The organism is Gilliamella sp. A7 (assembly GCF_002142015.1).
In the GTDB taxonomy this organism is placed as follows: Bacteria; Pseudomonadota; Gammaproteobacteria; order Enterobacterales; family Orbaceae; genus Gilliamella; species Gilliamella apis_A.
Map to the genome: position 1 here is coordinate 1 of NZ_NASN01000039.1, position 23952 is coordinate 23952.

Sequence of the window (23952 nt, forward strand, 5' to 3'; positions counted from 1 at the left end):
AATTATGCTAGTAAATAAACTTAAAGCTAGCAAATTATGGCCAATTAGGCTATCGCATATTTAAGTGAATGGAATTGAGAATGAATAATAAAGTGAAACAATCAAAGTTCAAAATATTATTGGTAATCAGCATTATTATGGCGATTGGTAGTTATTTTTTATTTTTTCATCATTTATTTAAGCAAGATAGAGACTTAATTATGCCAGCAAAAATACAATTAGATAATATGAGATACGATATTAAAATTTTTTTCCCAAAAGCATTGGAAAATAATATTCCAGAAATACGAAATCAGCTGGATGAAGCATTTAAAATTTATCAAAATAACTTTAATTCCGATGCTAACTGGTATTATTTTGGTAATTCAATCAAAGCTGATCCTAAATTATTGGCCTACAATAAAGAGGGTTTGACTGAGTTAGTTTTGAAAAAGCTAACATTCGGATTTAAAAGAGTAGGACAAGATGGGGATCTGATACTCTCTTTTATAGACATTGATAAAGATCCAGCGATCGAAAGACAACTATTATTTTACTTAGCCTCAAGATATGGAAATAGCCCATTTCTCGAATCAGAAATTAAATTTTTATTTACCCACAAAAAAGCAGGAGTTTATAATAAAATTACTCAATTTTTTACAGAATTAGCAAAAGTATTTAGTGATTGCTATATTGAAATTGATCTGAAGGATACTTTTCCCATACAAAATGCACTATTTCCTCAACGTATTGGTACATCAATGATTGTTTATATTCCAAGCCCATTAAATGCTGATGATTATCCTGAAGCTCATAGAATGATCCCAATTAATCGGGATGATAAACAAGTGGGGACGGTTATTATTTCACTCGATCATATCCCGAATCGCGACAATATAGAGGATATTAAAATTATAAATCGTTTAGATATTCGTTTACGCGAGGCAGATCTATTGCCAACAAGAACATAACATAGTGATATCTAAAAAAACAAATAAAGCGTAATTGTGAGAATACTAGAATTTTTTATTGATATACTTAAAATTAACACGAAATTGGTATTTTTAATATATATAAAACAAAAAGTAATGGATAGAGGAAATGTAGCTTTAGGCTATGATATAGAATCAATCAATGTTAGGAATTTAAAGAAGGATATATCTCAAAAGATGGGAATGTTAAAGTAAAATTTAATATTGATTATACCGAAATAATGGCTGAGCACAGCTCAATTATTGGCATATTAAGGGTCACTGAAGCCTATTTATATGGTTTAGGGCGTGAGCAAGATCTCGTAAAAGCCTATGCATGGACACTATTAAGTGATTATGCAAAACAAACAATCATTGAGATCGGTAATAATTCAGCATGGCATTATTATCAACTTCCTCCAGTTTGGCAATATAATAAGGAAATTCAAACTCGTCTAGAAAAAATTCTTACCCCAGAACAAAAACAAGCTGCACAAAATGAGTTAGCTAAGTTAAAAACCAAAATTATTGTTTGGGATTACAACGAATGGAAAGAGCAAATTGATGATTTCCATCCTAAACCTTAATCTTTTGAATTTTGTAATAACATAGACCCGATTTGACTGATTATATATAATGGTCAGATTGAAATAATTTACTTTTTCTTCCAAGGTCATCTTATCAAATAAAGTTGTCATGGAGCTCTCTCTACAAAATATGACAACTTAAATTTTTTATAAACTTATCGGCACTTAAAGCTAAATACAGATATTAATATAAAATAAAACGGTATACACTCCTGAATATTTTTTACAGCGTAATTTGTAATTTACTAAAATATTATGCTTAAAGCCTTTTCTAGTAAATCTTGCACCTTATTTCATTATCCAATAAAGCTCAACAGAGATTATCTTAAAAAAGCTCTTCACTCAAAAGTGGACAGATAATTGATTGATGTTACTACGGCAAATATGAGGTGGATTATTTAGGTCAATTTGGTATTCGCCTATTTTAATCAAATATGATTAAGTGTATTTTTAATTCAGAGGTTCCTATATCAAGTTCAATAGATACAACAACCTCATTGTATAATGCCAATAAATTAATTTTTAATTAATAAGTTTTTGGCGAGTAAAAAGTTACCGACTGTTGCACTGCCATTATTTTCAACTGATGGTGTTTTTATATATTTATCAATATTTTCAATGGTGACATAATTATTTAATAATCTTTTAAAATACGTTTTTATTCGTTCTAACATATGATTTTGGCTCATCACTCCACCACCAACAATGACTAACTCAGGTCTAATTACTAAGGTCGCATTTAAAATAGCTTGCGCAATATAGTATGCTTGGATATCCCAAACATCTGAATTAGCATCTAATTCTTGACCTTTTTTGCCCGTTCTTGCTTCAATACTTGGTCCAGATGCCAGCCCTTCTAAACAATCACCATGTAGTGGACAAACACCTTTAAAATTGACATCTAACGAATGTTTTTTTATTAATTGATGTCCCATTTCTGGATGACCTACACCGCCTATAAATACGCCATTTTGAATAGCGCTTCCACCAATTCCAGTACCAATTGTGTAATAAACTAAATTATTACATGAGTTTAAATACATTTCACCATAAGCACTTGAGTTAACATCCGTTGTGAAAAAGATAGGTATATTGAGCTCTTTCTGTATTGGTGAAACAATATTTACATTAGTCCAACCTTGTTTTGGAGTATTCAGTATGCATCCATACTGATCACTAGAAATATCAAGATCTACCGGCCCAAAACTGCCTATTGCTAAAGCATCAACACTATTTTGTTTAAAAAACAGAATGACCTTTTTTATCGTCTCTTCATAAGTTGTGGTTGCAATAGTCTCGCTAATAATTATTTCATTATTTTCATTGCCCACCGCACAAATAAACTTTGTTCCTCCCGCCTCAACACTACCATATCGTTTCATTATTTATCTCCATTAAATATTATTCATTACATTTAATTAGAGTTATGTAATAACCAGAATAAAATGTAAATTTTTCATCCTAATAATGATTAAAATACATAATAGTATGTATATCTGTTTGTTATATATTGCGTAAGTTAAAATGCAGCAATGTCGTAAAGCTCTCTAATGGTGCTAAGATCAATCCACCATTCTGCTTATCCATTGGCCAACCTAAGCCAGGTTCAATACCAAGCACATATTCATTTTGACCAAATTGATTCCACTGAGTCAAATAAGGGAGCTCGGTAGAATCAAATTGACAATCCACTGCAATACCAATAGCTTTATTTTCAACCCTAAAACGGCATTCTTTTTCTGGTTTCGGCCGATGAAAATAGACTTGCTCATCAAAAATAGCTTGAGGCGGTAATACATCAAGTAAATGCTCCAACCCATTTTGGGCAACCTCATCTCGCGGCAAAGTGGTTACCGTAGGTAACTTTATTTTTGTATCTGGTGATAATAGTGGATAACCAAAGTTAATATGATATAAAAGTTGAATTTTTTCATTTTTAAACGCTTGGTTAGTAATTTTATCAGTGATAGTAAAAGATGAAGATTTTAATGAAGTAGTAATTGTTCTTTGCAATTGAATATTTTCAGAAAAAAACACTGCTTGACGTATTTTAGCTTTCAACTGAATAATGTAATCATCACCATCCCAAAATTCATCAATAGAAAAATTTTCGGCACGTAAATTAGAAAATGGGCCATGTAAACCATTAACAGTCGATGGCGGACCAATATGCGTTAATCCACAAGTAGTTAATAAACCACAATGAAAATTTTTTAAAAACTCATATCCACTATTATTAACGCTCTCTGGATTTCTGATCCCTACTTTTGATATTGGGGCAATGGGTATGCCTTTATAACGGCATGCTGAAATATCCATTCCTCGATCAGGTAATACAGTAAAACTTAACCCTGCTGCAGTATTAACCTCACAAATACGAGAATTAAAACCAGGACCATCATTTAAAATGGAACTCGTTGCCCCAGCAATTTGTTTTATATCACCAACATACTGTAACAGCTCTTTAGCCGTCATATTTTTAAACCAAGTCATGTACAAGTCCCTTTATTGTTAAGCGATTAGAATTTTTACCGACCTCTTATATCGTTCAATATCCATTTTATCGACAGCTTGAGTTGTTATTAAATAATCCACGTCCTTTAATTGTGCAAAACTGGATTTTGAATCAATATTGAATTTACTTGAATCAATTAGCGCAATAGATTGTTGGCATTTAGCTAAAAACCTTTTTTTGTCGACAACTTCATTGTAATTATAGTCAGAGAAACCATTTTTTAATGAAACACCTGAAGCTGAAAAGAAAAATTTATCAATATTGAAAGCATTAATCACGCTATCATCAAAAGAGTTTTGTATGGTATTTGATTTTGGTTTTAAAACACCGCCAATGATAATAACCGTTAAATTTGGATTTTCTTTTAGCTTGATCGCAATATTGATACCCGTAGTAATGACAGTAATTTTCATATCAATATTAACTAATTTATTCGCAATTTCATTACTAGTCGAACTAGAATCAATCAGTATTGTATCTTTGTGTTTAATTAGAGTTATAGCCAAACTAGCAATACTCTGTTTTTCCTTTAAATTAAGTGCTTTTCTTTCTTCATATGGGGTTTGATGTATAAATTTATTCGATAATACAATTCCACCATGAGTCCGCTCTATATCTGGATAATTTGCACAAATTATATCAATATCACTACGCACCGTAGGCATTGATACATCTAACAACGTTGCTAACTCTTTAACAGTAATCGATTTATTTTCTATTACCTTCTTTAAAATAATCTGTTGTCTTTCTTCAGCAAACATAATTAGCCACCTTATATTTTGATATATCTGCATAATACACAAAAAACAAAATAAAATAAAATAAAAAAAGAAAACAAAAAATAAAAAAGTAATTGACACAAATAAGAAAAGATAAAATAATAAAACAAAAGAAAGTAAAGGAAAGTATTAATAATAGCAAATTTAAGGAGCAGCTCATGTTAATCACTGGTAAAGAAATGCTAGATATAGCAAGAAAAAATAAATTTTCCGTCCCTGCGTTCAATGCTGGTAGCGGACAATTACTGACTGCCGTAATGGAAACTGCAGAACGTTTAAACGCACCATTTATAATGGCAATTCACCCTGATGAGCTTTCTTTCTTAAAAGACAGTTTTATCAGTCAAGTTATTTATGAATGTAACCACAGTAAAATTCCTGTTTGTATTCACTTAGATCATGGTGCAAACATGCAACAAGTTGCACATGCCATTCAATTAGGCTTTACCTCAGTAATGATTGACAGTTCACATCAGCCATTTGATGAAAATATTAGAATTACAAAAGAAGTCGTAAAATTAGCTCATAGCGTTGGTGTTTCAGTAGAAGCAGAGTTAGGCACCATTGGCGATACTGGATCGACTGTTGAAGGGGGAGCAAGTGAAATTATTTACACTGATCCACTAAAAGCCAAGGAATTTGTTGAAGAAACAAAAATTGATTCTCTTGCTGTAGCCATTGGTACATCACATGGTATTTATCCAAAACACTTAGTTCCTAAATTACGTTTAGATATTCTAGAAGAAATTTATAAACTGGTCTCAATTCCATTAGTACTTCATGGTGGTTCTAGTAATGCTGATGATGAACTTGCTGCTTCGCTAGATTTAGGAATTGCCAAAATAAACATCTCTAGTGATATAAAAATCTGTTTTGCTAATAAATTACGCGAGATGTTAAATGGAGGCAATAACGAGATTAGAGAGCCTAATGTTTTATTCCCACCTTGCATGCTAGAAACGCAAAAAGTAGCAGAGCAAAAAATTAAATTATTTAAAGCAGATAATAAAGCATCATTATATTATCGATAAGTTTTAAGACTACATAAGAACAAATAGCTAAATGCTTGTTCATATTAATAAATGTAAGCTAAAAGCCGGTTAATTATCGACCGGCAATAAGCAAAGGATAATTACATTTAATAAGAGGAAGAGTTTATGTCATTAAATAAAATTTTAGATGAACAAGTCATTGCCACAAATATTGATGCAAAAAATAAAAATGAAGCATTACTGATTTTATCAGAGAAACTACTTAATGCTGGCTATATTAATGATATTAATTCATTTCTGGAAGATATCTATTATAGAGAATCATTGGGAGCAACAGGTATAGGTAATTATATTGCCATTCCTCATGGTCAAAGCGATAGCGTACTACGAAATGGTATTGCTATCGGGAAATTCAACCAAGAAATTGAATGGGAAACTCTTGATGATAAAGGAGTTAAATTAATATTTTTATTTTCGGTCAGCGCTAATAATGACGGTGCTAATGAACATCTCATGTTGTTAGCACAACTAGCCGGTAAGCTTGGTAATGATGATGTTATTGATAGATTGTTAGAAGCAAATGATAGTCAGGAAATTAAACAAATTTTCACTAGTTGCTAATAACAAATTTATCAACAAGGAATTGTAATAAAAATAGGACAAAGGCTATGAATATTATTGGAATCGCTGCCTGTACCGCAGGAATTGCACATACTTATATTGCAAAGGAAAAATTAATCACTGCCGCCAAAAATGCTGGGCATAACATACATATTGAAACTCAAGGTACGATAGGTGTACAAGATGAAATTCCCGATGAGTTAATTGAAAGTGCTGATATTGTTATATTAGCTATTGATGTAAAAGTATCTGGAAGAGAACGATTTGCCAACAAAAAAATCATTGAGGTCCCCACAGAAATTGCCATAAAGTCCCCCAATAAATTAATTAAGAAGATCGAAGAAGCTATTTCTCAATAATCTTACAGGTGAGGTTGCACATGAAGATGTTCAAATTAATAGAGTTAAAGCGTCATGCTCTAACAGCTATATCATATTTAATACCCATTGTTGTCAGTGCTGGTTTTTGTCTCGCTATAGGTAGTTTATTTGGTGGGCAAGTAATGAATAGTTTCCATGATGATTTCCGATTAGTTGATGCGCTTTCAACTATGGGGGTTCTGGTTCTTGGAATGTTACCGGTGGTGATATCTACGGGTATATCTTATTCAATCGCTGATAAACCAGGTATTGCTCCCGGTTTTTTGACTGGACTAATTGCGATTAATATCGGCGCAGGCTTTATCGGTGGTTTTATCGGTGGCTATATTGCTGGTTATATTGCTTTACTTCTCAGAGAAAAAATTAAAGTACCACATTGGGCGGAAGGGCTAAGACCGGTTTTAATTATTCCTTTATTATCGGCGTTTGCCATGGGTCTCATAATGTACTACGTTGTCGGCACCCCAATTGCTGCATTCACTGAATTACTTATGGACTACTTAAAAAATCTTAATACGAGTGAAAAAATTGTATATGGATTAATTATTGGTGTTCTTTCAGGAATTGATTATGGTGGCCCAATCAATAAAACCGTGGTCATGTTTTTACTTTCATTAGGTCCAAATGGTTATGAACCAATGGCAGTTATGATTTTAGCCTCAATGGTAACGCCTTTTGGAATGACAATCGCTTACTTTATGCAAAAAATATTTTCTAAAAATATTTATACCAACAATGAAGTTGAAACATTAAAAGCAGCATTTCCAATGGGGGTCTGCCAAATCACAGAAGGTTGTTATCCGATTATCTTTAATGACTTACTCAGATGTTTAGTAGCAACTGGTGTCGGTGGTGCTGTTGGTGGTGCAATTAGTATGGCGTGTGGTAGTGCTACACCAGCACCTGCTGGTGGGCTATTTGCAATGGTGACAATGGTCAATCCTATCCAATGGTTTATTGCCTTAATGGCTGGCTCACTTGCTACCGCAATTATATTATTTGTACTGAAAAAACGAGTCAATCTAGATGATAACAATGAACTCACTATTGATGACGAGAAAGATATTGACTTAGATTCAATCAAAATCAGCTAAATCTATAAAAATTGGATGGTTATGGAAGTCATTATCGATTAAACCATAGCCATCCAAATACTAAATATAGACTTAGTTTTAGTTATATGAGGTGTATTATGTTAGTTAGTGAAAATTATAAGAATAATGTCAAAGAGTTATATAAAAAATCTCAACTTATTCTAACTGAACAAGAGTTAAATAATATTGAGTTTGCTGATTTCGGTTTAAATAATATTGAAAATGAAGGTTTAAATTTAATTATTTATATTAATACTGACCGATATTGTGCCAAAGAAATGGTATTACTACCTAACCAAACCTGCCCTGAACATCGACATCCCGACATCAACAACAGCAGAGGAAAACAAGAAACATTTCGTTGTCGATGGGGTAAAGTATATTTATATGTTGAAGGTGAAAATAAGGGCAGTATATCTTGTACTTTACCACAGGGTGGTAATCAACAATACTATACTGCTCGCCAAGAGATTGAATTACTCCCCGGTGAGCAATATACCATCGACCCCAATATTAAACATTGGTTTAAAGCTGGACCTGATGGTGCTGTAGTAAGTGAATTCTCATCAACCAGTTATGATGAATTTGATATTTTTACCAACCCAAATATCAATAGAGTTTGCCAAGACCAAATCACATAAGTGAAATGAACATGTCATGATAATGACTTAAATTTTACCGTACTATAAAGCAACCAAAGAACAACCATAATAAAGGGTTTATTTATCATAATTATCCGTAAAAATAAAATTAAATAGACCCTATACACATTAGGTAACCAACAGATTAATAACATTAGCTACTAACTAAATCTGACTATTAACAATGACACTAAACAAACAATCTAAACCAAAAGACCAGCAATTCACATTAAAAGTACTGCTGTATTAAAAAAATAACCGCCGATAAATCAATCATATTAACACCATTCTATCTGTAAATTTAATCAAGTTAAAACGTTATCCTATTGGTAGCCAGTTTAAACTGTTTAAAAAACTTCTTTAATTATTATTCGAAAGGTATATAGCTATTTATCCTTTGATAGTATTGAAAAACATTTTTAAAGCTACCTTCCAACAAATTTTCTTTGTCAGCTAATTGATAATGATCCAATATGTTTAGAACATAATAAAATTTGTTGGCTAGATATTAATGAACTAAATAATCTTGATTGGGCTGAAGCTGATTTACCGATTGTTTCATATTTGCAGAATATTGAAAAGATCCAAATGAACAATTAACCATCGAATATTAAAAGCAAATGATAAAGTTACACAACGATTATTAGCAATAATCTTCTATTTTGGTATTAATTATCGATATAAACATCAGTGCTGACTTTTGTTTGCTTGATTTAATGTACAATACGAATGATATGTAGTATTAAATAGAGAATTTCTTCATTTGAAATCGTGATATTGAGCTGATTAATTAAATATTTTTTAATGATATTTGCACATTTAAACTCATCTGGATATTGCCTAATCACCTGTTGAAAAACAAAATCATTATCAGATTGTAGCTGCTTCTGCTCAAAAATACGCTGAATAAAAAACTGCATATGAGTTAAAAAGCGTGAATAATGTAACGATTGTTTATCTATTCGAATTGCAAAATTAAATTGAATAATATTGAATATATCCTTCAACATTTTAACGGACAATAACGTGTGCTGCATAGTTTGTTGATGTGATTGGCCGTTAACTAAATGAAAGGCTATGTTACCGGCTTCCTCCTCAGGTAAACTAATATTAAGACGTTGGTTTATATAGGTTATGCCGTACTTTGCAACTTCAAACTCTTTAGGATAAAAGCTTTTCACTTCGTATAACAAGCGATTTTGAATAACCACTCCTGAATAATATCTTTCAATAGCATAATTGAGGTGATCTAATAAGGTAAAAAATAGCGTTTCTCTAAAGGTAGTTTGTAATGTTTTGCTCGCATAGTCTAACAAAAATCTCGTTAACTCGATGTAATCATCAGGTAATGATTCAATTAAGTTAAGATAACCTTGAATACCTGTTATTTGTTGTAAAACAAAACATTTCTCAATCTGCTCAGCATCAAGCAGATCACCAACTTTAGCATTAAAACCGATCCCTTTTCCCATCAGGATCACCTCGTTATTATCACTATTTTTGGATAATACTAGGCTGTTATTTAAAATTTTATCAACTTTAAATGTTATCATAACGGTTACGTCAATTTATCCAACTGCCCATTAGCCTTAATTAACTTCTGATACCAAAAATAACTCTTTTTCTTGATACGTTTCATATCTTTCAAATCAAACTCGCCTCGATTTACATAGATAAAACCATAACGCTTACCATAACCTTGATGAGTACTTACCACATCAATAACAGACCATGGGCAGTAACCAATAAGTTCAACACCATCGGTGATAGCCAATTGCATTTGGGTTATATGTTGGCTAATAAAGTCGATGCGATAATCATCGTTAACAGTATTATCTGCATTAAGTTTATCTGGAGCTCCAATGCCATTTTCAGTAATTAGAATTGGTAAATTGTAACGTTCATAAACTTTTCTTAAGGTTAATCTTAACCCAACAGGATCAATTACCCATCCATAAGCCGTTTTGTCGACAAAAGGATTTTCCGCTGCTCGATAAACGCCCTGTTCACCCAGCATGATTTGTTGATCGCCAGCTCTGGCTGATATATCGGAAGCATTTCCTTTACTGGCGGCAATTGTTGCTGTTGAATAATAATTTATGGCAATAAAATCAGGTTGAGCATTTTTTAATACAACGAGATCCTCTGCCAAAATTGTTGGGCAAAGTCCTCTATCCTGTAAATAACTTAAAAATAACGCATTATAACGCCCCAAAATAGCGGTATCGAGGAAACTCCAACATCGAATAGTTTCCCAATTATGAGCAGCAATAGCATCTTCAGGTCGGCAAGTTTCAGCATACATTGAAGTAATATTTAATGCTGGCCCAATTTTAGCATTGGGACAAAGAGTGTGGCATAGCTGCATAGCTTTAGCCTGAGCGATAAACATATGGTGATTTTGTTGATAGAGTGTTTTCTTATCTGGTAATTTACCATTTTCAGGAACACCAATTGCACCAGGATGAAGAATCATGGTGTTTTGTTCATTAATTGTTAGCCAATATTTAACTTTTTCACCAAAATTTTGGAATAGAACTTCAGTATATCGGACAAAAGCATCAATGGTTGATCGTTCGCTCCATCCCCCTTGTTTGTCCAATTTATAGGGTAAATCAAAATGATATAGAGTTACTATTGGTTCAATATCATAACGTTTAAGTTCATCAATTAAGTTGTGATAAAAAGCTAACCCTTGTTGATTAACGTCACCAATACCATCTGGAATAATACGCGTCCAAGCAATAGAAAAACGATAGGCTTTTAAGCCTAATTCGGCAAAAAGCCGTACATCTTCTTTTCAACGTTATTAAGAGCGGACAGGACTTTTATGATCTTTATAATTTCTAGTATTAAGGGGTTGAAATAACAGCTTTAGGTGTGGTTTTTCTTTGGTGAAAATAAGCGGTAATAAGCAACATAGCATAAAGTATTGCCCCCATCAGCCATAACAGACCATCCCAATAAGCGACGCTATAACTATAAATAAAGGCAAATAAAAGGGGACCAATGATCCCGGTAATATTGGTTAGGCTCACCAGAGTACCTTGTAATTTCCCTTGCGCATTATCATCGACAGATTTTGATAAATAACCTTGTAATGCGGGTTGCCCCATACCTCCTGCCGCTAAGCAAATTAATGCTGGTAAGATGACCCAAACGTGGCCTATCCACGCTAATAATAAACAGCCCATCATATCAATAGACATACTGATCATAATGGTGGTTTTTTCGCCCCATTTTTGTGCCAATTTCCCAGCGACAATCGCCTGAAAGAAAATATGTAATACACCCAGAACCGCCAAAGACATACCGATAGAAGTTGTGTTCCAATCAAAACGATATTGTGTAAACAGCACCCAGATGGTGGCAGGAATTTGCCCGATAAGCTGGATAATAAAATAGGTTGCTAACCAAAAGTAGAGGCTTTTCTTAAAAAAAACAGTGACTGTATTTGAGGCAGTTTGGTTTTCAGGTGTCCTATTGGCAACAAGCGCTTCTCTTTTTTGTGTTTCTCGGAAAAAGAGCAAAGAGAGTATTAATAATATCGAGTGTGAAATAGCGGCAAAAATAAATGGCATATGAGCACTGATATCACCTAATAATCCCCCTAGCATTGGGCCGATAATAAGGCCAACACCAAAAGCACCACCTAAGAAACCAAAATAGCGAGTTCGATTTTTAGCGGGAGTCACATCACTCATCGCTGATGCACATACGGCACCTGTTGCGCCTGTGATCCCCGCAATGATGCGCCCAATATAGAGCATCCAAAGTGTGGTTGAGAATGCCATTAAAAGATAGTCGAGTGCCGCGCCTAAAAGGGAAAACAGCAAGATGGGTTTTCTGCCGTATTTATCAGACAGTCGTCCTAGAATAGGAGCAAAAATAACCTGCATGGTAGCATAGAGCGCTAATAGCACACCGTAATGGGTTGCCAGTGAATTTTCACTGACAAATTCATTTAATAGAGTAGGGAGTACTGGCATGATAAGCCCGATACCAATGGCATCTAATACGGTGATCAGCAGTATAATAATAATTGATTTATTCATTGAGATCCTAAAAATCTATCAGTGATAGAGTGGGTGTAAAATATCTCTATCAGTGATAGATTGTCAAGGCTATTTTATTTTGAGGTAGGTAATGGCAAAGCTAGATAAAGAACAAGTTATTGATAATGCGTTGATTTTACTTAATGAAGTTGGTATTGAAGGATTAACAACGCGTAAGCTGGCGCAAAAAATAGGTGTGGAACAACCCACATTGTATTGGCATGTAAAAAATAAACGCGCTTTGTTAGATGCATTAGCAGAAACTATTTTGCAAAAGCACCATCATCATGTTTTGCCATTGCCGAATGAAACATGGCAGGACTTTTTGCGAAATAACGCGAAAAGCTTCCGCCAAGCCTTATTAATGTATCGTGATGGTGGCAAAATTCATGCGGGAACACGCCCCTCTGAAAGTCAATTTGAGACATCAGAACAGCAACTACAGTTTTTGTGTGATGCTGGGTTTAGTCTATCTCAAGCCGTGTATGCATTAAGCTCTATTGCGCATTTTACATTAGGCTCCGTACTGGAAACTCAAGAGCATCAAGAAAGCCAAAAAGAGCGTGAAAAAGTAGAGACGGATACTGTTGCCTATCCGCCATTATTAACCCAAGCCGTTGCAATTATGGATAGTGATAATGGTGATGCTGCATTTTTGTTTGTCCTTGATGTGATGATCTCTGGACTTGAAACAGTATTAAAGAGCGCTAAATAAATCTAAATTCGCTGACGCCCTTTTTGGCTAATTAGTTGCCCTTGTATGTCAGCGATACCAATGTGAGCAATACAACCTGCATTAAATTGTAAATAGTCATCTTCGATGCCATCAGAGAAAATTACGCCATTCTCTGGCATCAAAGATCCTAATTGCAGTGGTGAGTCAGGCTCAATAGTGCCAAAAGTCAGTGCAACACCTGTTGTTCTACTTGGAAATGGCTCTCTTACACTAAATTGTAGCTTTCGATCACTCCAGCTAAAGCCTTGTAATAGAGGGTGCGAAGCTTCTCCTGTAATTGCCATCGCACCAGCAAGAATAGATTGAAACCACCCCGTTGATCCCAATCCTGTTGATACAATAATGCCTGATGAAGATTGCACTTCTTCAGCGCCATTCCATTGCAAAATATACTGTGCGGAAGTGTGGCTTTTAGGGCCAATAAATAAGTCATTAACCGCTAATAAGGATTGACCATCATTGGTTGTTGCTTGTGCAAAAGTGACCGTTTTAAATGGCATTTTTTTATTAATGGTGTTAATAACTGTCTCTTTTAATTGCCCTATTTCAAAGGGTAATAATTTACCATCCCACCTTGATGGATCAGGATTTATGGCAATGATAGGCTGTCCATTAAGGTATTTCAGCGTATTGGCAACAAGCCCATCTTGACCAATCACCACCACAATATCGTGAGGTGAGAATTGATAGCTGGGTAATAAGCCTCTTTCTAAAAGTTGAAATCGTCCTAATGATTTTAAAATCAACTCAGCTTCTGTGAGTTGCTTTTGATATAAATTGTGTTCATTGAGATAATCCTTTACCTCAACATTGTTGTGTTCTAAATAGAATTTGGCTTGTGACCAGGTATTAAAGCGCTCAATTAATTCCTGTAAGCGGCTTTTTCTCATCACCAGCACAAAGCGAAAATCTTCGTTACGTTGCATTATTTACTGCCTTTTTTCATAAATTGGCTAAATAAATCAGGTGTGATATTCAACTCGCCGATTTTTCCTGAATTCAGTGCTAAGGTTTCAAATGCCATTGCCATTAATTGTTGTGAGTCCATTTTTGCTAATGCCATTGCTTTTAGGTTCTCAACTGGTAATTCACGATAAGCACGCATGGTAGCTTCAATAGCATAAGCATCCGCTTCTGATTGTGTTCGCTGATTTTCAGCACTTAATGCGACTAGTTCTTTGCGTTTTGCTTCCGCATTAACTTTGGCTTCAAGGCGTTCTTTTTCAATCTCAGCTTGTTCGCGTAGTAATGTACGTTCGTTTTCTAAACGTGCTTCTTCAATCTCTTGGCGTTTACGTTGAACAGATAAATCGGTTTCTAATTCAGCCTCTTTAATGGTGCGCTCTTGTTCTACTGAGAATTTACGACGAGCATAAATGGCATCGTCGGCTTCTTTCAGTAAGGATTCTCTCGCTTCAGCTTCTAGTGCTTTTAAGGTTTCTGGTGATGGTGTGATTGCCGCTATAGAGACATCTAAAATCGCAATACCTAATGCCTCTAATGATGGATGTTCAATTAATTGTTCCATCACTAAAGTCACTAATGATTGGCTAAGTAATAACGCTTCTCTAAGTGGTGTACTTTGGATCTTTGCTTGAATTAAGGTTTGTGCAATACGTACAACACGATCACTGAGTTTGAGCGGATCTTCAGAAGCATACGATTTGCCGTTTTTGCTCAAGTTAAAGTTGAGTACTTCTGCGGCTTTTTCGGGCGCTTTAACCTGAAATGAGATTTGCCCTTGAATACGTAAACCCTGAAAGTCCGAGGTTTGGAAATTAAAAATAAAAGGTGCTTCTTGAGCGTTTAAAGGCAATGCCGCAATGGAGGTTGTGGCGGAGTTATACCAAAAACTCAAGCCTTTACCTTGTTGGCGAACGCGACCATTGACGGATTTGATAATGAATGTTGATGAATCAGCTTTAGAGTAATTTAAATTAAACATAGTGTCTCTCCAGTTAGTGTCCTTATAATGATGATAGTGATCACTTGCTACTTTAAAATCGGCTACATCTTCAGGATGACAATACATATCGACAATTGATGGAGATTTTCCATCTTCATCCCATGCCCCTTCAAACTGATAAGCCGATGTTGATCCTCCCCATAAAAAATTTTGAGGAAACGTTTTTAATGTTTTATAGAGCATGATTATCACCTTGATTTGATTTTTTAACTAATATCAGATCCTCACCGATTGTGACCATATTTTTCTTAATATTTTCAACAAAATACTCATCTGAATATAAAATAATTATTGGGGTAGTTGTCATATAACCAGCTTGATTGATAGCCGCTAAATCAAATTCAATTAACTCATCACCAACATTAACCCGCTGACCTTGTTCAACTTTAGCTGTAAAAAATTGGCCACCTAATTTAACGGTATCCAGTCCTATATGGATCAAAATTTCAATACCCTGATCACTTTTTATACCGATCGCATGTTTTGATTCAAGTAAACTGACAACCTTACCGCTAATTGGTGCAACAACTTTACCTTGATTAGGCTCAATGGCTATACCATCACCTATCAAATTTTTTGAAAAAACATCATCTTTTACTTCTGATAGTGGTATTACTTTTCCTGTTAAAGGACTGCTTAAGATAACATTACTCAAATCAGCAGCAACAGAGTTATTTGTTGATGATAATGTTGAATCTGTATCAATAGTTTCAATCAAATCATCCTCATCAATTGGATCATCAAATCCCATAAACCATGTCAATACAAATGTTACAACTATCGCAATACAACATGTCACCAGAGCATGAACAATATTCATCGGATTATCACCTATAAATGCCGGTAAACCAGCTAATCCTGGCGATATAAAAGCATAACGTAATAATCCAGATACCCCTGCATAAACGCCAGCAACTCCCCCACCTATCATTGAAGCAATTAATGGGCGTTTTAGCTTTAAGGTTACGCCATACAATGATGGTTCGGTAATACCTAATAATGCGGTGAAACCAGCAGAATACCCAAGTTGTTTTAGATTTTTATTTTTAGTTTTGATTGCTACACATAATGTAGCTGCACCTTGTGCTATATTTGAGGCTAGCATACCAGGGCCATTAATCATTTCAGAACCATTACGACTTAACTGTCCTGTTGCAATTGGAGTCATTGCCCAAGCTGTACCAGTGATAATTAAAAATGGCTGTAACCCGCCCATTAACATTGGAATTAACCAACTAGCTTTACTATTTATATAACCCGCCCCTTGTGCAACTAAATCATTTAGTAAGATGCCAAATGGACCAATAATGACTAATGCTAATGGCCCTGCTATCAATAGAATAAGCATTGGTTTGATAAAAAATTTTATCATTGATGGAGTCACTTTTTCAGCAAAGCGCTCAATATAAGACATTGCCCATACGGTAATAATAATAGGTAATACAGAACCTGAATAATCGGCTAATTTAACCGGGATACCAATAAAAGAAACATCTTGACCCAACACCATTAATTTTCCTAAATTGGGGTGTAACATTGCACCTGCAATAGTCATAGCTAAAATAGGATTACACGAAAATTTACTTGCAGCACCATACGCTAACAAAATAGGCATAAAGAAAAATGCCGCATCAGCCAACATGTCCAACAAATAATAGGTATGGCTATCTGGCGATAACACCCCCATTAATTTACATATAGCTAATAACGCTTTAATCATCCCCGCACCGGTTAATGCAGGAATTACAGGCGTAAATGAAGTGGATATAATGCCAATAATATATGAAAGTATCCCTTCTTTCTTTATGCTTCTTACCTTGCCATGTTCTTGGTTAGATAAATTCTGACTAATAGCTTGATACACTTGTTGGACTTCGTTACCAATCACTACTTGGAACTGCCCTCCACTATCTACAATACTAATAACACCAGTCAATTTCATGATTGCATCACAATCAACGATATTTTTATCAAAAAGATCAAACCGTAAACGAGTTGCACAATGAGTCAAGGAATTAACATTATCTTTTCCCCCAACTAACCGCAAAATTTGTATTCCTAACTGTTGATAATCCATATATACACTCACTCTAAAAGATCCAAAAAAAAAGACCAAAACAAAAACTCACCTTCTAGATAAGTTTTTGTTTTGGTCCTGCCTGAATTAAATCAGTAACATGCCTTAATAGATCCGATAGTATATATAACTAATATTTATTTCAAATTAAAATTCAAGAAATGTGATCTATATCTTATTTTATATAACTTAGATAATTACATTGCTATGCGTTAATTAAGCGCGAACTTTAATATTTTTGCTAATTTTTAAGGCGCCTTCAATTTCAGCTTTGTGCAATCAATTGAGATCTTTATTTAATAAAATAACCCAAATAATCCACTGTGAATAATCACTAATTATCTTTAAATGACAATATTATGATTCAAATTAGAACAACCATCTTTTTACATAATTTTTCTTATCTTATCAGATAACAAATTGTGATATTAATGGTTTTGTGTTAGTTTCTCTGTCTTTACAAATTTACATTAGTCATTGACTTAGCAAGGTCTAACTATGTCCAATTCATCTGCTAAAAAAGTTGCTTTTGCTGCTTTTATTGGTACTACCATTGAATGGTATGATTTTTATATCTATGCGTTAGCATCAGTCTTAATTTTTGGTCAGCTTTTCTTTCCTTCAGATAATCAATTTGTGCAAGTTTTAGGGGCATTTGCCTCATTTGCAGTTGGTTTTTTATCTCGACCATTAGGCGCAATAATTTTTGGTCATATTGGCGATCGATTAGGGCGGAAAAAATCACTAATTATCACCTTGCTATTAATGGGCATTGCGACAACGTGTGTTGGTTTGTTACCCTCTTATCAACAAGCAGGAATCATTGCACCGATACTGTTAGTTGGATTACGTATTTTACAAGGTATTGCTGTCGGTGGTGAATGGGGTGGCGCAGTATTAATGGCTAATGAACATGCACCCAAAGGCTTAAAAAACTTTTTCTCATCGTTTGCTCAGTGGGGGAGTCCGGCAGGTAATATTCTCGCATTATTGGTTTTTTCTTATATCATTAGCTTGCCTACCGATAAACTTATAGATAGCGGTTATTGGCGCATCCCATTTTTAGTCAGTTTTGTTTTATTAATTGTTGGAATTATTGCCAGAATTACCTTAACCGAGTCACCCGTATTTATCGAATCAGCTAAAAAGCAAGCGAGCTTGAAACAAAAAGAGTCGGTGCCAATTATTGAGGTGTTTAAACGGGCAACGCCAATACTGGTATTAGCCATATGCGCCAATGTACTGTCATTTAGTGGTATTTTTTCTAATACACTAATGATTGGTTATACCACAATGGCTCTAGGTGTTGAGAAGAACATCATCGTTGATGCACTATTTTGGATTGCAATGGTACACTTTATTGCGCAACCATTTATCTCTTATTTTTCAGAAAAGTTTTCAGCAACACGCTTTTTAATTATTTCAGCAATATTAGCGATGGCATCCGTGTTTTTGTTATTCCCAATTATTCAAGCAGGAACAAAAACTAGCTTTATTATTGGTATTTCATTAAATGTACTTTGTTATAGTGGTTTCTATGGGGTAATAGCGGGTTATTTAAGCCGAATTTTCCCTGCTAGAATTCGCTATACCGGCTTATCCATGAGCTATCAAGGTTGCGCAGCTATTTTTGGTAGCCTTATTCCATTGATCGGGGGTTATATTATCTTTACCTACCAAACTTATTGGTTACCATTAGCGCTATTTTATTGTGGATTAGCAATGCTATCTATTATCAGCATCTATCTTTTAAGCCATTATCACTATTATGATGAATAAAAAGGCAACGACTTATGAAAACCGTTTTATCAATTCAATCTAATGTTGTTTATGGCTATGCAGGCAACAAAGTTGCCACATTAGCCATGCAATTACAAGGCGTTGAAGTCATGCCGATCCACACAGTACAACTATCGAGTAATACGGTTTATCCCGATTATGATGGTATTGTGCTGGGGGCTCAGCAAATTACACGGATCGTAAATAGTCTCGAAAAAATTGGCGTTTTAAAATCAATTGATGCCGTTATATCAGGTTACATCGGCCTTGCCGAACAAGGTGAAGAAATTATTGAAGCAGTAAAAAAGATAAAATATTATAACCCTAACGCCATTTATGTATGCGATCCGGTTATGGGCGGAGATATTAATAAAGGGAGTTCGCTACCGCAAAATATTATTGATTTTTTCACTAACCAAGCGATTAAACATGCAGACTATATTACGCCGAATTTATTAGAATTACAGATATTATCGAATATCGAAATTAAAACCTTTAGCGATGTACAAACGGCAATCAAAAAACTGCAACATCAACCTATCCAAGCAATTTTAGTTAAAAATTTAGTCCATGCCGGCAAAACCACAGAATTGTTTGAAATGATATTAGCCACACCTTCGCAAAGTTATCACCTTGCCCGTCCATTATATGATTTTCCTTATCGTCCATTGGGCGTTGGCGATTTAATCTGTAGTTTGTTCACTGCTCACTTAATCAATGGCAAATCACAATTAAATGCATTTGAACTAGCCGCCAATGCAGCGAATCATGTATTAGCTGTTACCAAACAAAAAGAGGTTAGAGAACTAGCGATTATTGATTCACAGGACTGGCTGAAAAAACCTGATTTACAGTATCGAGCGACACCATTATTATAAAAACAGCATTTTAAAAATAATTTGATTTAGATTATTGGCATAATTAATTAACAACACTAATAATAGATTAATATGTCATGTAAACAGGATGGATGAGATGAAAGGTTACCGAATTAGTTTGATTGCAATAGCGTGGTTGGCAACTATTGGGGTTGCTACTGCTTACGAAATTGATTGCCCAACCCGAATCAATATTAAATCCGATCATCCCGAACTTGAAGCAACTCCTGAGGGTTGGCAAGTTTCAATCAACAAAAATCGTAGCCTACTACTCACTAGTCTTGGTGTTTATTCCGATGAACCAGTTAAATTATTTCAATTAAAACCTGAAATTGGCATTATTGATGGCAAAAAACATGACCTCACATGGCAAATCAATTCAGCCTATGATGAAAATGGAAACTACGTTAAATGTAGCTATAATGGTGAGGAAGTCCAATTGGCAAAAAAAATCGATTCATCGATGAAAAGTTGCTGGGCGATTTATGCACATGATAAAAATCAACACACAACAGCCAAACTTATCTGTAGTACCAGCAAATTGCAAGAAGTGGAATAAGTTTCACTATTTAATATTAAACCTTTGAATTTACGTATCTTCAATATAGCGTTTGTTATACTTAATCAATTTGATAATTGTCTTATCGCCTTATCAAATTTAGCATATTTTAATCTATGCTTAGATGTCATTAATTGAACTAATAAGAACTATTATATAAGGAATTGCATGAACTATTTACTGCCTCTGTATTTTTTTCTACTACCTTTTGTTCTTCTAGGTTGTGATTCAGCAAAAAAGCCTATTAATCGGACAATGAATAATCCTTTTATTTCCTCCTATTCTCGATATATAAAAAAACAAGTAATAAAAAGTGAAGTTGATGGTCTTTTAGTTAGTTCTATCATTGTTCAACACACCAATACAGGAAAGATATTATCAAACCATGCAAAATATACCCAATCAAACACACTTGAAAGGCGTCATAATGTTGATTATGAAAATAAGAAATTTAATCTCTACAGCCCGTTATTAGGTATTAATATTACAGAAGGAGATTTTATCTTAGACAATAATGGTAATATCATTGAATTGAATGGGGTAAATGATGGGACTATTTTTAAAAATAATTATAAATATAGACAAATAAGTACCTATAAAGATAATAAAATAATTGCTAGCATTGAAGAAGTTAATGATTTAAAAATTGAAAATAAAATACACTGGCAAAACGCCTTAGCAATAAATTCAGAACGTTCATACTATAAAAATGATCATCTCATAATATATATGCAAGAAAATTATTACTACAACTCAAAAGAACAATTAGACAAATCTGAAATGTATATTGTATTTCCTAATAAAAAAATTGCCGGTTCTAAAACTTTCTATTCCCAATACAATGAATATGGTGATTGGACAAAAGCAATAATTCATAGAATAAATCAGGGACCTAATAATTTAGTCATTACAACAAGAGAAATCGAATATTGGTAACCATTACCTTATCAAGGTTTGTAACAAGAAAATAAGATATTAGTAGTTTTAAACAATAAAAAAATTATGCCTTTTCCTGTATTCATTATTTGTAAAAATAATTAAGGAGTCTATGCCATCAAAAGGTCAACGATCATGTATCATTCTCTATTACCAATTGAGCAACATCTTGCCGCTGAGCGTTTTTTGCTGGCGTTGCCGGATTTGGTGGCGACAACGCCTTTATGTCGACGTTTTAAACCAGCTTCATTGTTCATAAATATTGCGCCAATGACGTTAAGCAATCAACCACATAGCTTTATTGCAGATAAGTTTAACCTTTCAGCGCGAGCAGCACGGCGGTGGGATAATGTTATTCGTCAGTTGTTAGCACAATATGAACCGGATCTTTATCAAGCGATTCTTAACCTTGATCAAACAAAACCAACAGAAGTTTTTCAGCAAGCTAAGGCTTTTAAATCGTGGCTTACTAGGCTACTTCAGACGTCTGTCATGCCTTGCGATTATTGCCACTCTTTGAATACTATTCGCATCGGCCATCGGCTTAATTTCCGTTGTAAAACCTGTCGGAGAACCTTTAACCCACTGAAAAAATATCAACTTAATAAGTTATCTCACCATGAACGATGGTTGCCGTTTATTGATTTATTGCTGCAAGGTGAAACATATAAAACCATTCAGCAACAATTAGACATTAATGCCAATACCGCAGCTAAATGGCAGCGCTATTTTTTTACATTGATGGAAGAACAGGGATTTACACTTTTGGTTAACTATTGCCGAGCAAAGCGACGCCAGCGTTATCGTCAAACTTGGTTAGATATTAATGCGAATAGTCCAAATATCAAAGCAAAATAATATTAATATAATTGTAAAAATATTGAGGAGTCTATACCGTCTTATAATATCGTTGGTGGTTTATTAAGGCTCTTTAGAAGTATCGACATTATTGCAAGAATAACTATTTTCCATTCTACGAGAAACAAAAATACCTATTAGTATTTTTGCGTTTGCTATATTGGTATATCAGAGAATTTTTTGTTTTAATTAACATTATTAGAATAACAATAAAGTAATTTTAAAAATTAATAATTTTCTAAACTACATAGCTTAAATTGATTTATTAAAATGGTAAAAAAGTAAATTATATTATCCATCAAGGATTTATTTCATATATTTAATTACTTTAGAAAGGGGAAATGTAATAAATTGTTGCCATAGTTTATTTGTTCAAATATCAAAAAAACATCTTTTACTTAATGCTAAAAAGAAAAATTCAAGTGATTTTATAATTGTTGTTTATTTATATTAAGGTTAATATAAATAAATTAAGTTATAAAGAATATCCCTATATGAAAACAAATGTTGCAGGCTTAGTATCTTATTTTTATAAAAATGTTACGGTTAATGATGTTTTAAAAGAAGCCATAATGAATGCTATACAAGCTAATGCAACTAGAATTAATATTAATCTTCAATATGAATATGAAAGAACACTCGATGGTAAAACATCAAATCTTGGTAATTTAAGAGAAATAATTATAGAAGATAATGGAGATGGATTAACCCAAGAAAATATCGATGCTTTTCTTGAAATAGCAACAGTTCATAAACGAGATATAGGAGGAAGGGGAATTGGACGTATTTCTTTTTTGAATTTAGCTTCAGATATTAAAGTAAAAAGTATATCAAAAGAAAAAAAATTTGTTGAGTTTGATTTTACAAATCAATTCAATGAAAAAAACATTAAAATAAGTGATAGTGATGAGCAAAATGTTTCATATACAAAAATTCATCTAAATAACTTAAAATTAAAGAATCCTAAAACACAAGTTACATCTTGCATTAACTTCACTAAAGAAAAATTCAACTTAATGCTTTTTTTAAAGCAACAAGAAACTGAAAAATGCATTTCAATTAATTTCATGGTTAATGGCCACCTCACTGATGAAATAAAAAGCAGTGATATTGATTGTTTAAAAAAAATAGAGTATGTCAATAATGATTGTAAATTTACTATTTACACATTTCAGAATAAAGAAAAACAAGGTATAAGAATATTTTATTGCGCCAATAATATTCAGATTAATCCTATAGTTATTTCTGAAACTTTTCGTACTCAATATATATTTGCCATTACTTCAGAATATTTTGATGAACATGCAAATCCAGAAAGAACACAATTTAATTTTCACTCTAATAATGATTTTAGCCAAACAGATATGTTATCTAATATCCCGGATAATAATTTTGAAAAAGATCTAAAGAACTTATGTTTAGAAATAGTATACGAAAACGAGCCTAATCTAGTACACGACAATAAAAAAAAATTAGAAATAATAAAGAAAAAATATGGCTATTTTAATTATGAAAATATTGATGTTAATAGTATAAATTTTGATGAAAA

Annotated in this window: 22 protein-coding genes and 1 pseudogene; 14 read left to right on the forward strand and 9 right to left on the reverse strand. The window is 33.6% G+C overall.

All coding sequences use genetic code 11. The annotated features are described in order from the left end of the window. Positions 1 to 80 precede the first annotated feature (80 nt). Together B6D18_RS09205 and B6D18_RS09215 are read left to right on the forward strand one after the other, a co-directional pair. Positions 81 to 950, forward strand: a complete 870-nt coding sequence (locus tag B6D18_RS09205) for an Imm52 family immunity protein (protein WP_158092562.1) — start codon at positions 81 to 83, stop codon at positions 948 to 950. Between the two features lie 242 nt (positions 951 to 1192). Then, entirely contained in the window at positions 1193 to 1537 is a 345-nt protein-coding gene (locus tag B6D18_RS09215) for a hypothetical protein (RefSeq protein WP_086364186.1), read from the forward strand. 515 nt (positions 1538 to 2052) lie between these two features. On the opposite strand, the gene scrK is transcribed toward B6D18_RS09215, so the two are convergent. The 3 genes from scrK to B6D18_RS09230 all read right to left on the reverse strand — a co-directional run bounded on the left by scrK (position 2053) and on the right by B6D18_RS09230 (position 4813). Continuing rightward, positions 2053 to 2922 (reverse strand): fructokinase ScrK, encoded by an 870-nt coding sequence (scrK, locus tag B6D18_RS09220; protein WP_086364187.1) that lies wholly within the window; start codon positions 2920 to 2922, stop codon positions 2053 to 2055. A gap of 118 nt (positions 2923 to 3040) precedes the next feature. Next, complete coding sequence (locus B6D18_RS09225) at positions 3041 to 4030, reverse strand: aldose 1-epimerase family protein (RefSeq protein ID WP_086364188.1); 990 nt, start codon at positions 4028 to 4030, stop codon at positions 3041 to 3043. A gap of 18 nt (positions 4031 to 4048) precedes the next feature. Beyond that, the gene (locus B6D18_RS09230; protein ID WP_158092563.1) at positions 4049 to 4813 is read right to left on the reverse strand and encodes a DeoR/GlpR family DNA-binding transcription regulator; all 765 of its coding nucleotides are present in this window, start codon (positions 4811 to 4813) and stop codon (positions 4049 to 4051) included. A gap of 176 nt (positions 4814 to 4989) precedes the next feature. On the opposite strand from B6D18_RS09230, the gene B6D18_RS09235 reads away from it, so the two are divergent. The 5 genes from B6D18_RS09235 (at position 4990) to B6D18_RS09255 (ending at position 8559) form a co-directional block, all read left to right on the forward strand. Next, complete coding sequence (locus B6D18_RS09235; RefSeq protein ID WP_086364190.1) at positions 4990 to 5862, forward strand: ketose-bisphosphate aldolase; 873 nt, start codon at positions 4990 to 4992, stop codon at positions 5860 to 5862. Positions 5863 to 5988: 126 nt separating this feature from the next. Beyond that, the gene (locus B6D18_RS09240; RefSeq protein WP_086364191.1) at positions 5989 to 6444 is read left to right on the forward strand and encodes a PTS sugar transporter subunit IIA; all 456 of its coding nucleotides are present in this window, start codon (positions 5989 to 5991) and stop codon (positions 6442 to 6444) included. Between the two features lie 47 nt (positions 6445 to 6491). Continuing rightward, complete coding sequence (locus B6D18_RS09245) at positions 6492 to 6803, forward strand: PTS fructose transporter subunit IIB (protein WP_086364192.1); 312 nt, start codon at positions 6492 to 6494, stop codon at positions 6801 to 6803. 20 nt (positions 6804 to 6823) lie between these two features. Continuing rightward, positions 6824 to 7918 (forward strand): PTS fructose transporter subunit IIC, encoded by a 1095-nt coding sequence (locus B6D18_RS09250; protein WP_086364193.1) that lies wholly within the window; start codon positions 6824 to 6826, stop codon positions 7916 to 7918. 98 nt (positions 7919 to 8016) lie between these two features. Beyond that, the gene (locus B6D18_RS09255) at positions 8017 to 8559 is read left to right on the forward strand and encodes a D-lyxose/D-mannose family sugar isomerase (protein ID WP_173795318.1); all 543 of its coding nucleotides are present in this window, start codon (positions 8017 to 8019) and stop codon (positions 8557 to 8559) included. Positions 8560 to 9272: 713 nt separating this feature from the next. On the opposite strand, the gene B6D18_RS09260 is transcribed toward B6D18_RS09255, so the two are convergent. The 3 genes and pseudogenes from B6D18_RS09260 to tet(H) all read right to left on the reverse strand — a co-directional run bounded on the left by B6D18_RS09260 (position 9273) and on the right by tet(H) (position 12614). Continuing rightward, a complete protein-coding gene (locus B6D18_RS09260; protein ID WP_086364195.1) occupies positions 9273 to 10112 on the reverse strand; it encodes a PRD domain-containing protein in 840 nt (279 codons plus the stop codon). Between the two features lie 5 nt (positions 10113 to 10117). Then, positions 10118 to 11359 (reverse strand): annotated as a pseudogene (locus B6D18_RS09265) (glycoside hydrolase family 1 protein); the annotation flags it as partial. Positions 11360 to 11411: 52 nt separating this feature from the next. After that, on the reverse strand, positions 11412 to 12614 hold the full coding sequence (tet(H), locus tag B6D18_RS09270) for a tetracycline efflux MFS transporter Tet(H) (RefSeq protein WP_006248867.1): 1203 nt from the start codon (positions 12612 to 12614) through the stop codon (positions 11412 to 11414). Positions 12615 to 12705: 91 nt separating this feature from the next. Here tet(H) and tetR(H) point away from each other — a divergent pair, with 91 nt between their 5' ends. Then, the gene (tetR(H), locus tag B6D18_RS09275; RefSeq protein WP_006248868.1) at positions 12706 to 13329 is read left to right on the forward strand and encodes a tetracycline resistance transcriptional repressor TetR(H); all 624 of its coding nucleotides are present in this window, start codon (positions 12706 to 12708) and stop codon (positions 13327 to 13329) included. Between the two features lie 2 nt (positions 13330 to 13331). On the opposite strand, the gene B6D18_RS09280 is transcribed toward tetR(H), so the two are convergent. Genes B6D18_RS09280 through B6D18_RS09290 form a run of 3 tightly spaced genes read right to left on the reverse strand, consistent with a single transcriptional unit; the run spans position 13332 to position 17393 of the window. Next, positions 13332 to 14276: a hypothetical protein gene (locus B6D18_RS09280; protein WP_015060270.1), complete on the reverse strand. Its 945-nt coding sequence runs from the start codon at positions 14274 to 14276 to the stop codon at positions 13332 to 13334. Next, positions 14276 to 15499, reverse strand: a complete 1224-nt coding sequence (locus B6D18_RS09285; RefSeq protein WP_086364196.1) for a family 1 glycosylhydrolase — start codon at positions 15497 to 15499, stop codon at positions 14276 to 14278. The genes B6D18_RS09280 and B6D18_RS09285 overlap by 1 nt, the downstream gene beginning before the upstream one ends. Continuing rightward, on the reverse strand, positions 15489 to 17393 hold the full coding sequence (locus B6D18_RS09290; RefSeq protein WP_086364197.1) for a beta-glucoside-specific PTS transporter subunit IIABC: 1905 nt from the start codon (positions 17391 to 17393) through the stop codon (positions 15489 to 15491). Before B6D18_RS09290 ends, B6D18_RS09285 begins: the two co-directional genes overlap by 11 nt. A 498-nt stretch (positions 17394 to 17891) precedes the next feature. Here B6D18_RS09290 and B6D18_RS09295 point away from each other — a divergent pair, with 498 nt between their 5' ends. The 6 genes from B6D18_RS09295 to B6D18_RS09320 all read left to right on the forward strand — a co-directional run. Next, on the forward strand, positions 17892 to 19172 hold the full coding sequence (locus B6D18_RS09295) for an MFS transporter (RefSeq protein WP_086364198.1): 1281 nt from the start codon (positions 17892 to 17894) through the stop codon (positions 19170 to 19172). 14 nt (positions 19173 to 19186) lie between these two features. Next, the gene (gene pdxY, locus B6D18_RS09300) at positions 19187 to 20050 is read left to right on the forward strand and encodes a pyridoxal kinase PdxY (protein ID WP_086364199.1); all 864 of its coding nucleotides are present in this window, start codon (positions 19187 to 19189) and stop codon (positions 20048 to 20050) included. A 97-nt stretch (positions 20051 to 20147) separates the two neighbouring features. Beyond that, positions 20148 to 20609, forward strand: coding sequence for an STY0301 family protein (locus B6D18_RS09305; protein ID WP_086364200.1), 462 nt, complete (start codon positions 20148 to 20150; stop codon positions 20607 to 20609). Between the two features lie 168 nt (positions 20610 to 20777). Beyond that, positions 20778 to 21545, forward strand: coding sequence for a hypothetical protein (locus B6D18_RS09310; protein ID WP_086364201.1), 768 nt, complete (start codon positions 20778 to 20780; stop codon positions 21543 to 21545). A gap of 135 nt (positions 21546 to 21680) precedes the next feature. Then, a complete protein-coding gene (locus B6D18_RS09315) occupies positions 21681 to 22403 on the forward strand; it encodes a hypothetical protein (RefSeq protein WP_086364202.1) in 723 nt (240 codons plus the stop codon). Between the two features lie 494 nt (positions 22404 to 22897). Further along, positions 22898 to 23952, forward strand: a 1055-nt coding sequence (locus tag B6D18_RS09320; RefSeq protein WP_144063970.1) for an ATP-binding protein, incomplete at its 3' end; no start/stop codon positions are given.

Coding starts and splice junctions, on each gene's coding strand:
- B6D18_RS09225 (WP_086364188.1), bottom strand. CDS start 4,030: ATGACTTGGTTTAAAAATATGACGGCTAAAGAGCTGTTACAGTATGTT.
- B6D18_RS09290 (WP_086364197.1), bottom strand. CDS start 17,393: ATGGATTATCAACAGTTAGGAATACAAATTTTGCGGTTAGTTGGGGGA.
- B6D18_RS09260 (WP_086364195.1), bottom strand. CDS start 10,112: ATGATAACATTTAAAGTTGATAAAATTTTAAATAACAGCCTAGTATTA.
- B6D18_RS09295 (WP_086364198.1), top strand. CDS start 17,892: ATGTCCAATTCATCTGCTAAAAAAGTTGCTTTTGCTGCTTTTATTGGT.
- B6D18_RS09240 (WP_086364191.1), top strand. CDS start 5,989: ATGTCATTAAATAAAATTTTAGATGAACAAGTCATTGCCACAAATATT.
- B6D18_RS09280 (WP_015060270.1), bottom strand. CDS start 14,276: ATGCAACGTAACGAAGATTTTCGCTTTGTGCTGGTGATGAGAAAAAGC.
- B6D18_RS09310 (WP_086364201.1), top strand. CDS start 20,778: ATGAACTATTTACTGCCTCTGTATTTTTTTCTACTACCTTTTGTTCTT.
- B6D18_RS09245 (WP_086364192.1), top strand. CDS start 6,492: ATGAATATTATTGGAATCGCTGCCTGTACCGCAGGAATTGCACATACT.
- B6D18_RS09230 (WP_158092563.1), bottom strand. CDS start 4,813: ATGTTTGCTGAAGAAAGACAACAGATTATTTTAAAGAAGGTAATAGAA.
- B6D18_RS09250 (WP_086364193.1), top strand. CDS start 6,824: ATGAAGATGTTCAAATTAATAGAGTTAAAGCGTCATGCTCTAACAGCT.
- pdxY (WP_086364199.1), top strand. CDS start 19,187: ATGAAAACCGTTTTATCAATTCAATCTAATGTTGTTTATGGCTATGCA.
- B6D18_RS09305 (WP_086364200.1), top strand. CDS start 20,148: ATGAAAGGTTACCGAATTAGTTTGATTGCAATAGCGTGGTTGGCAACT.
- B6D18_RS09215 (WP_086364186.1), top strand. CDS start 1,193: ATGGCTGAGCACAGCTCAATTATTGGCATATTAAGGGTCACTGAAGCC.
- B6D18_RS09205 (WP_158092562.1), top strand. CDS start 81: ATGAATAATAAAGTGAAACAATCAAAGTTCAAAATATTATTGGTAATC.
- B6D18_RS09255 (WP_173795318.1), top strand. CDS start 8,017: ATGTTAGTTAGTGAAAATTATAAGAATAATGTCAAAGAGTTATATAAA.
- B6D18_RS09235 (WP_086364190.1), top strand. CDS start 4,990: ATGTTAATCACTGGTAAAGAAATGCTAGATATAGCAAGAAAAAATAAA.
- B6D18_RS09285 (WP_086364196.1), bottom strand. CDS start 15,499: ATGCTCTATAAAACATTAAAAACGTTTCCTCAAAATTTTTTATGGGGA.
- B6D18_RS09315 (WP_086364202.1), top strand. CDS start 21,681: ATGTATCATTCTCTATTACCAATTGAGCAACATCTTGCCGCTGAGCGT.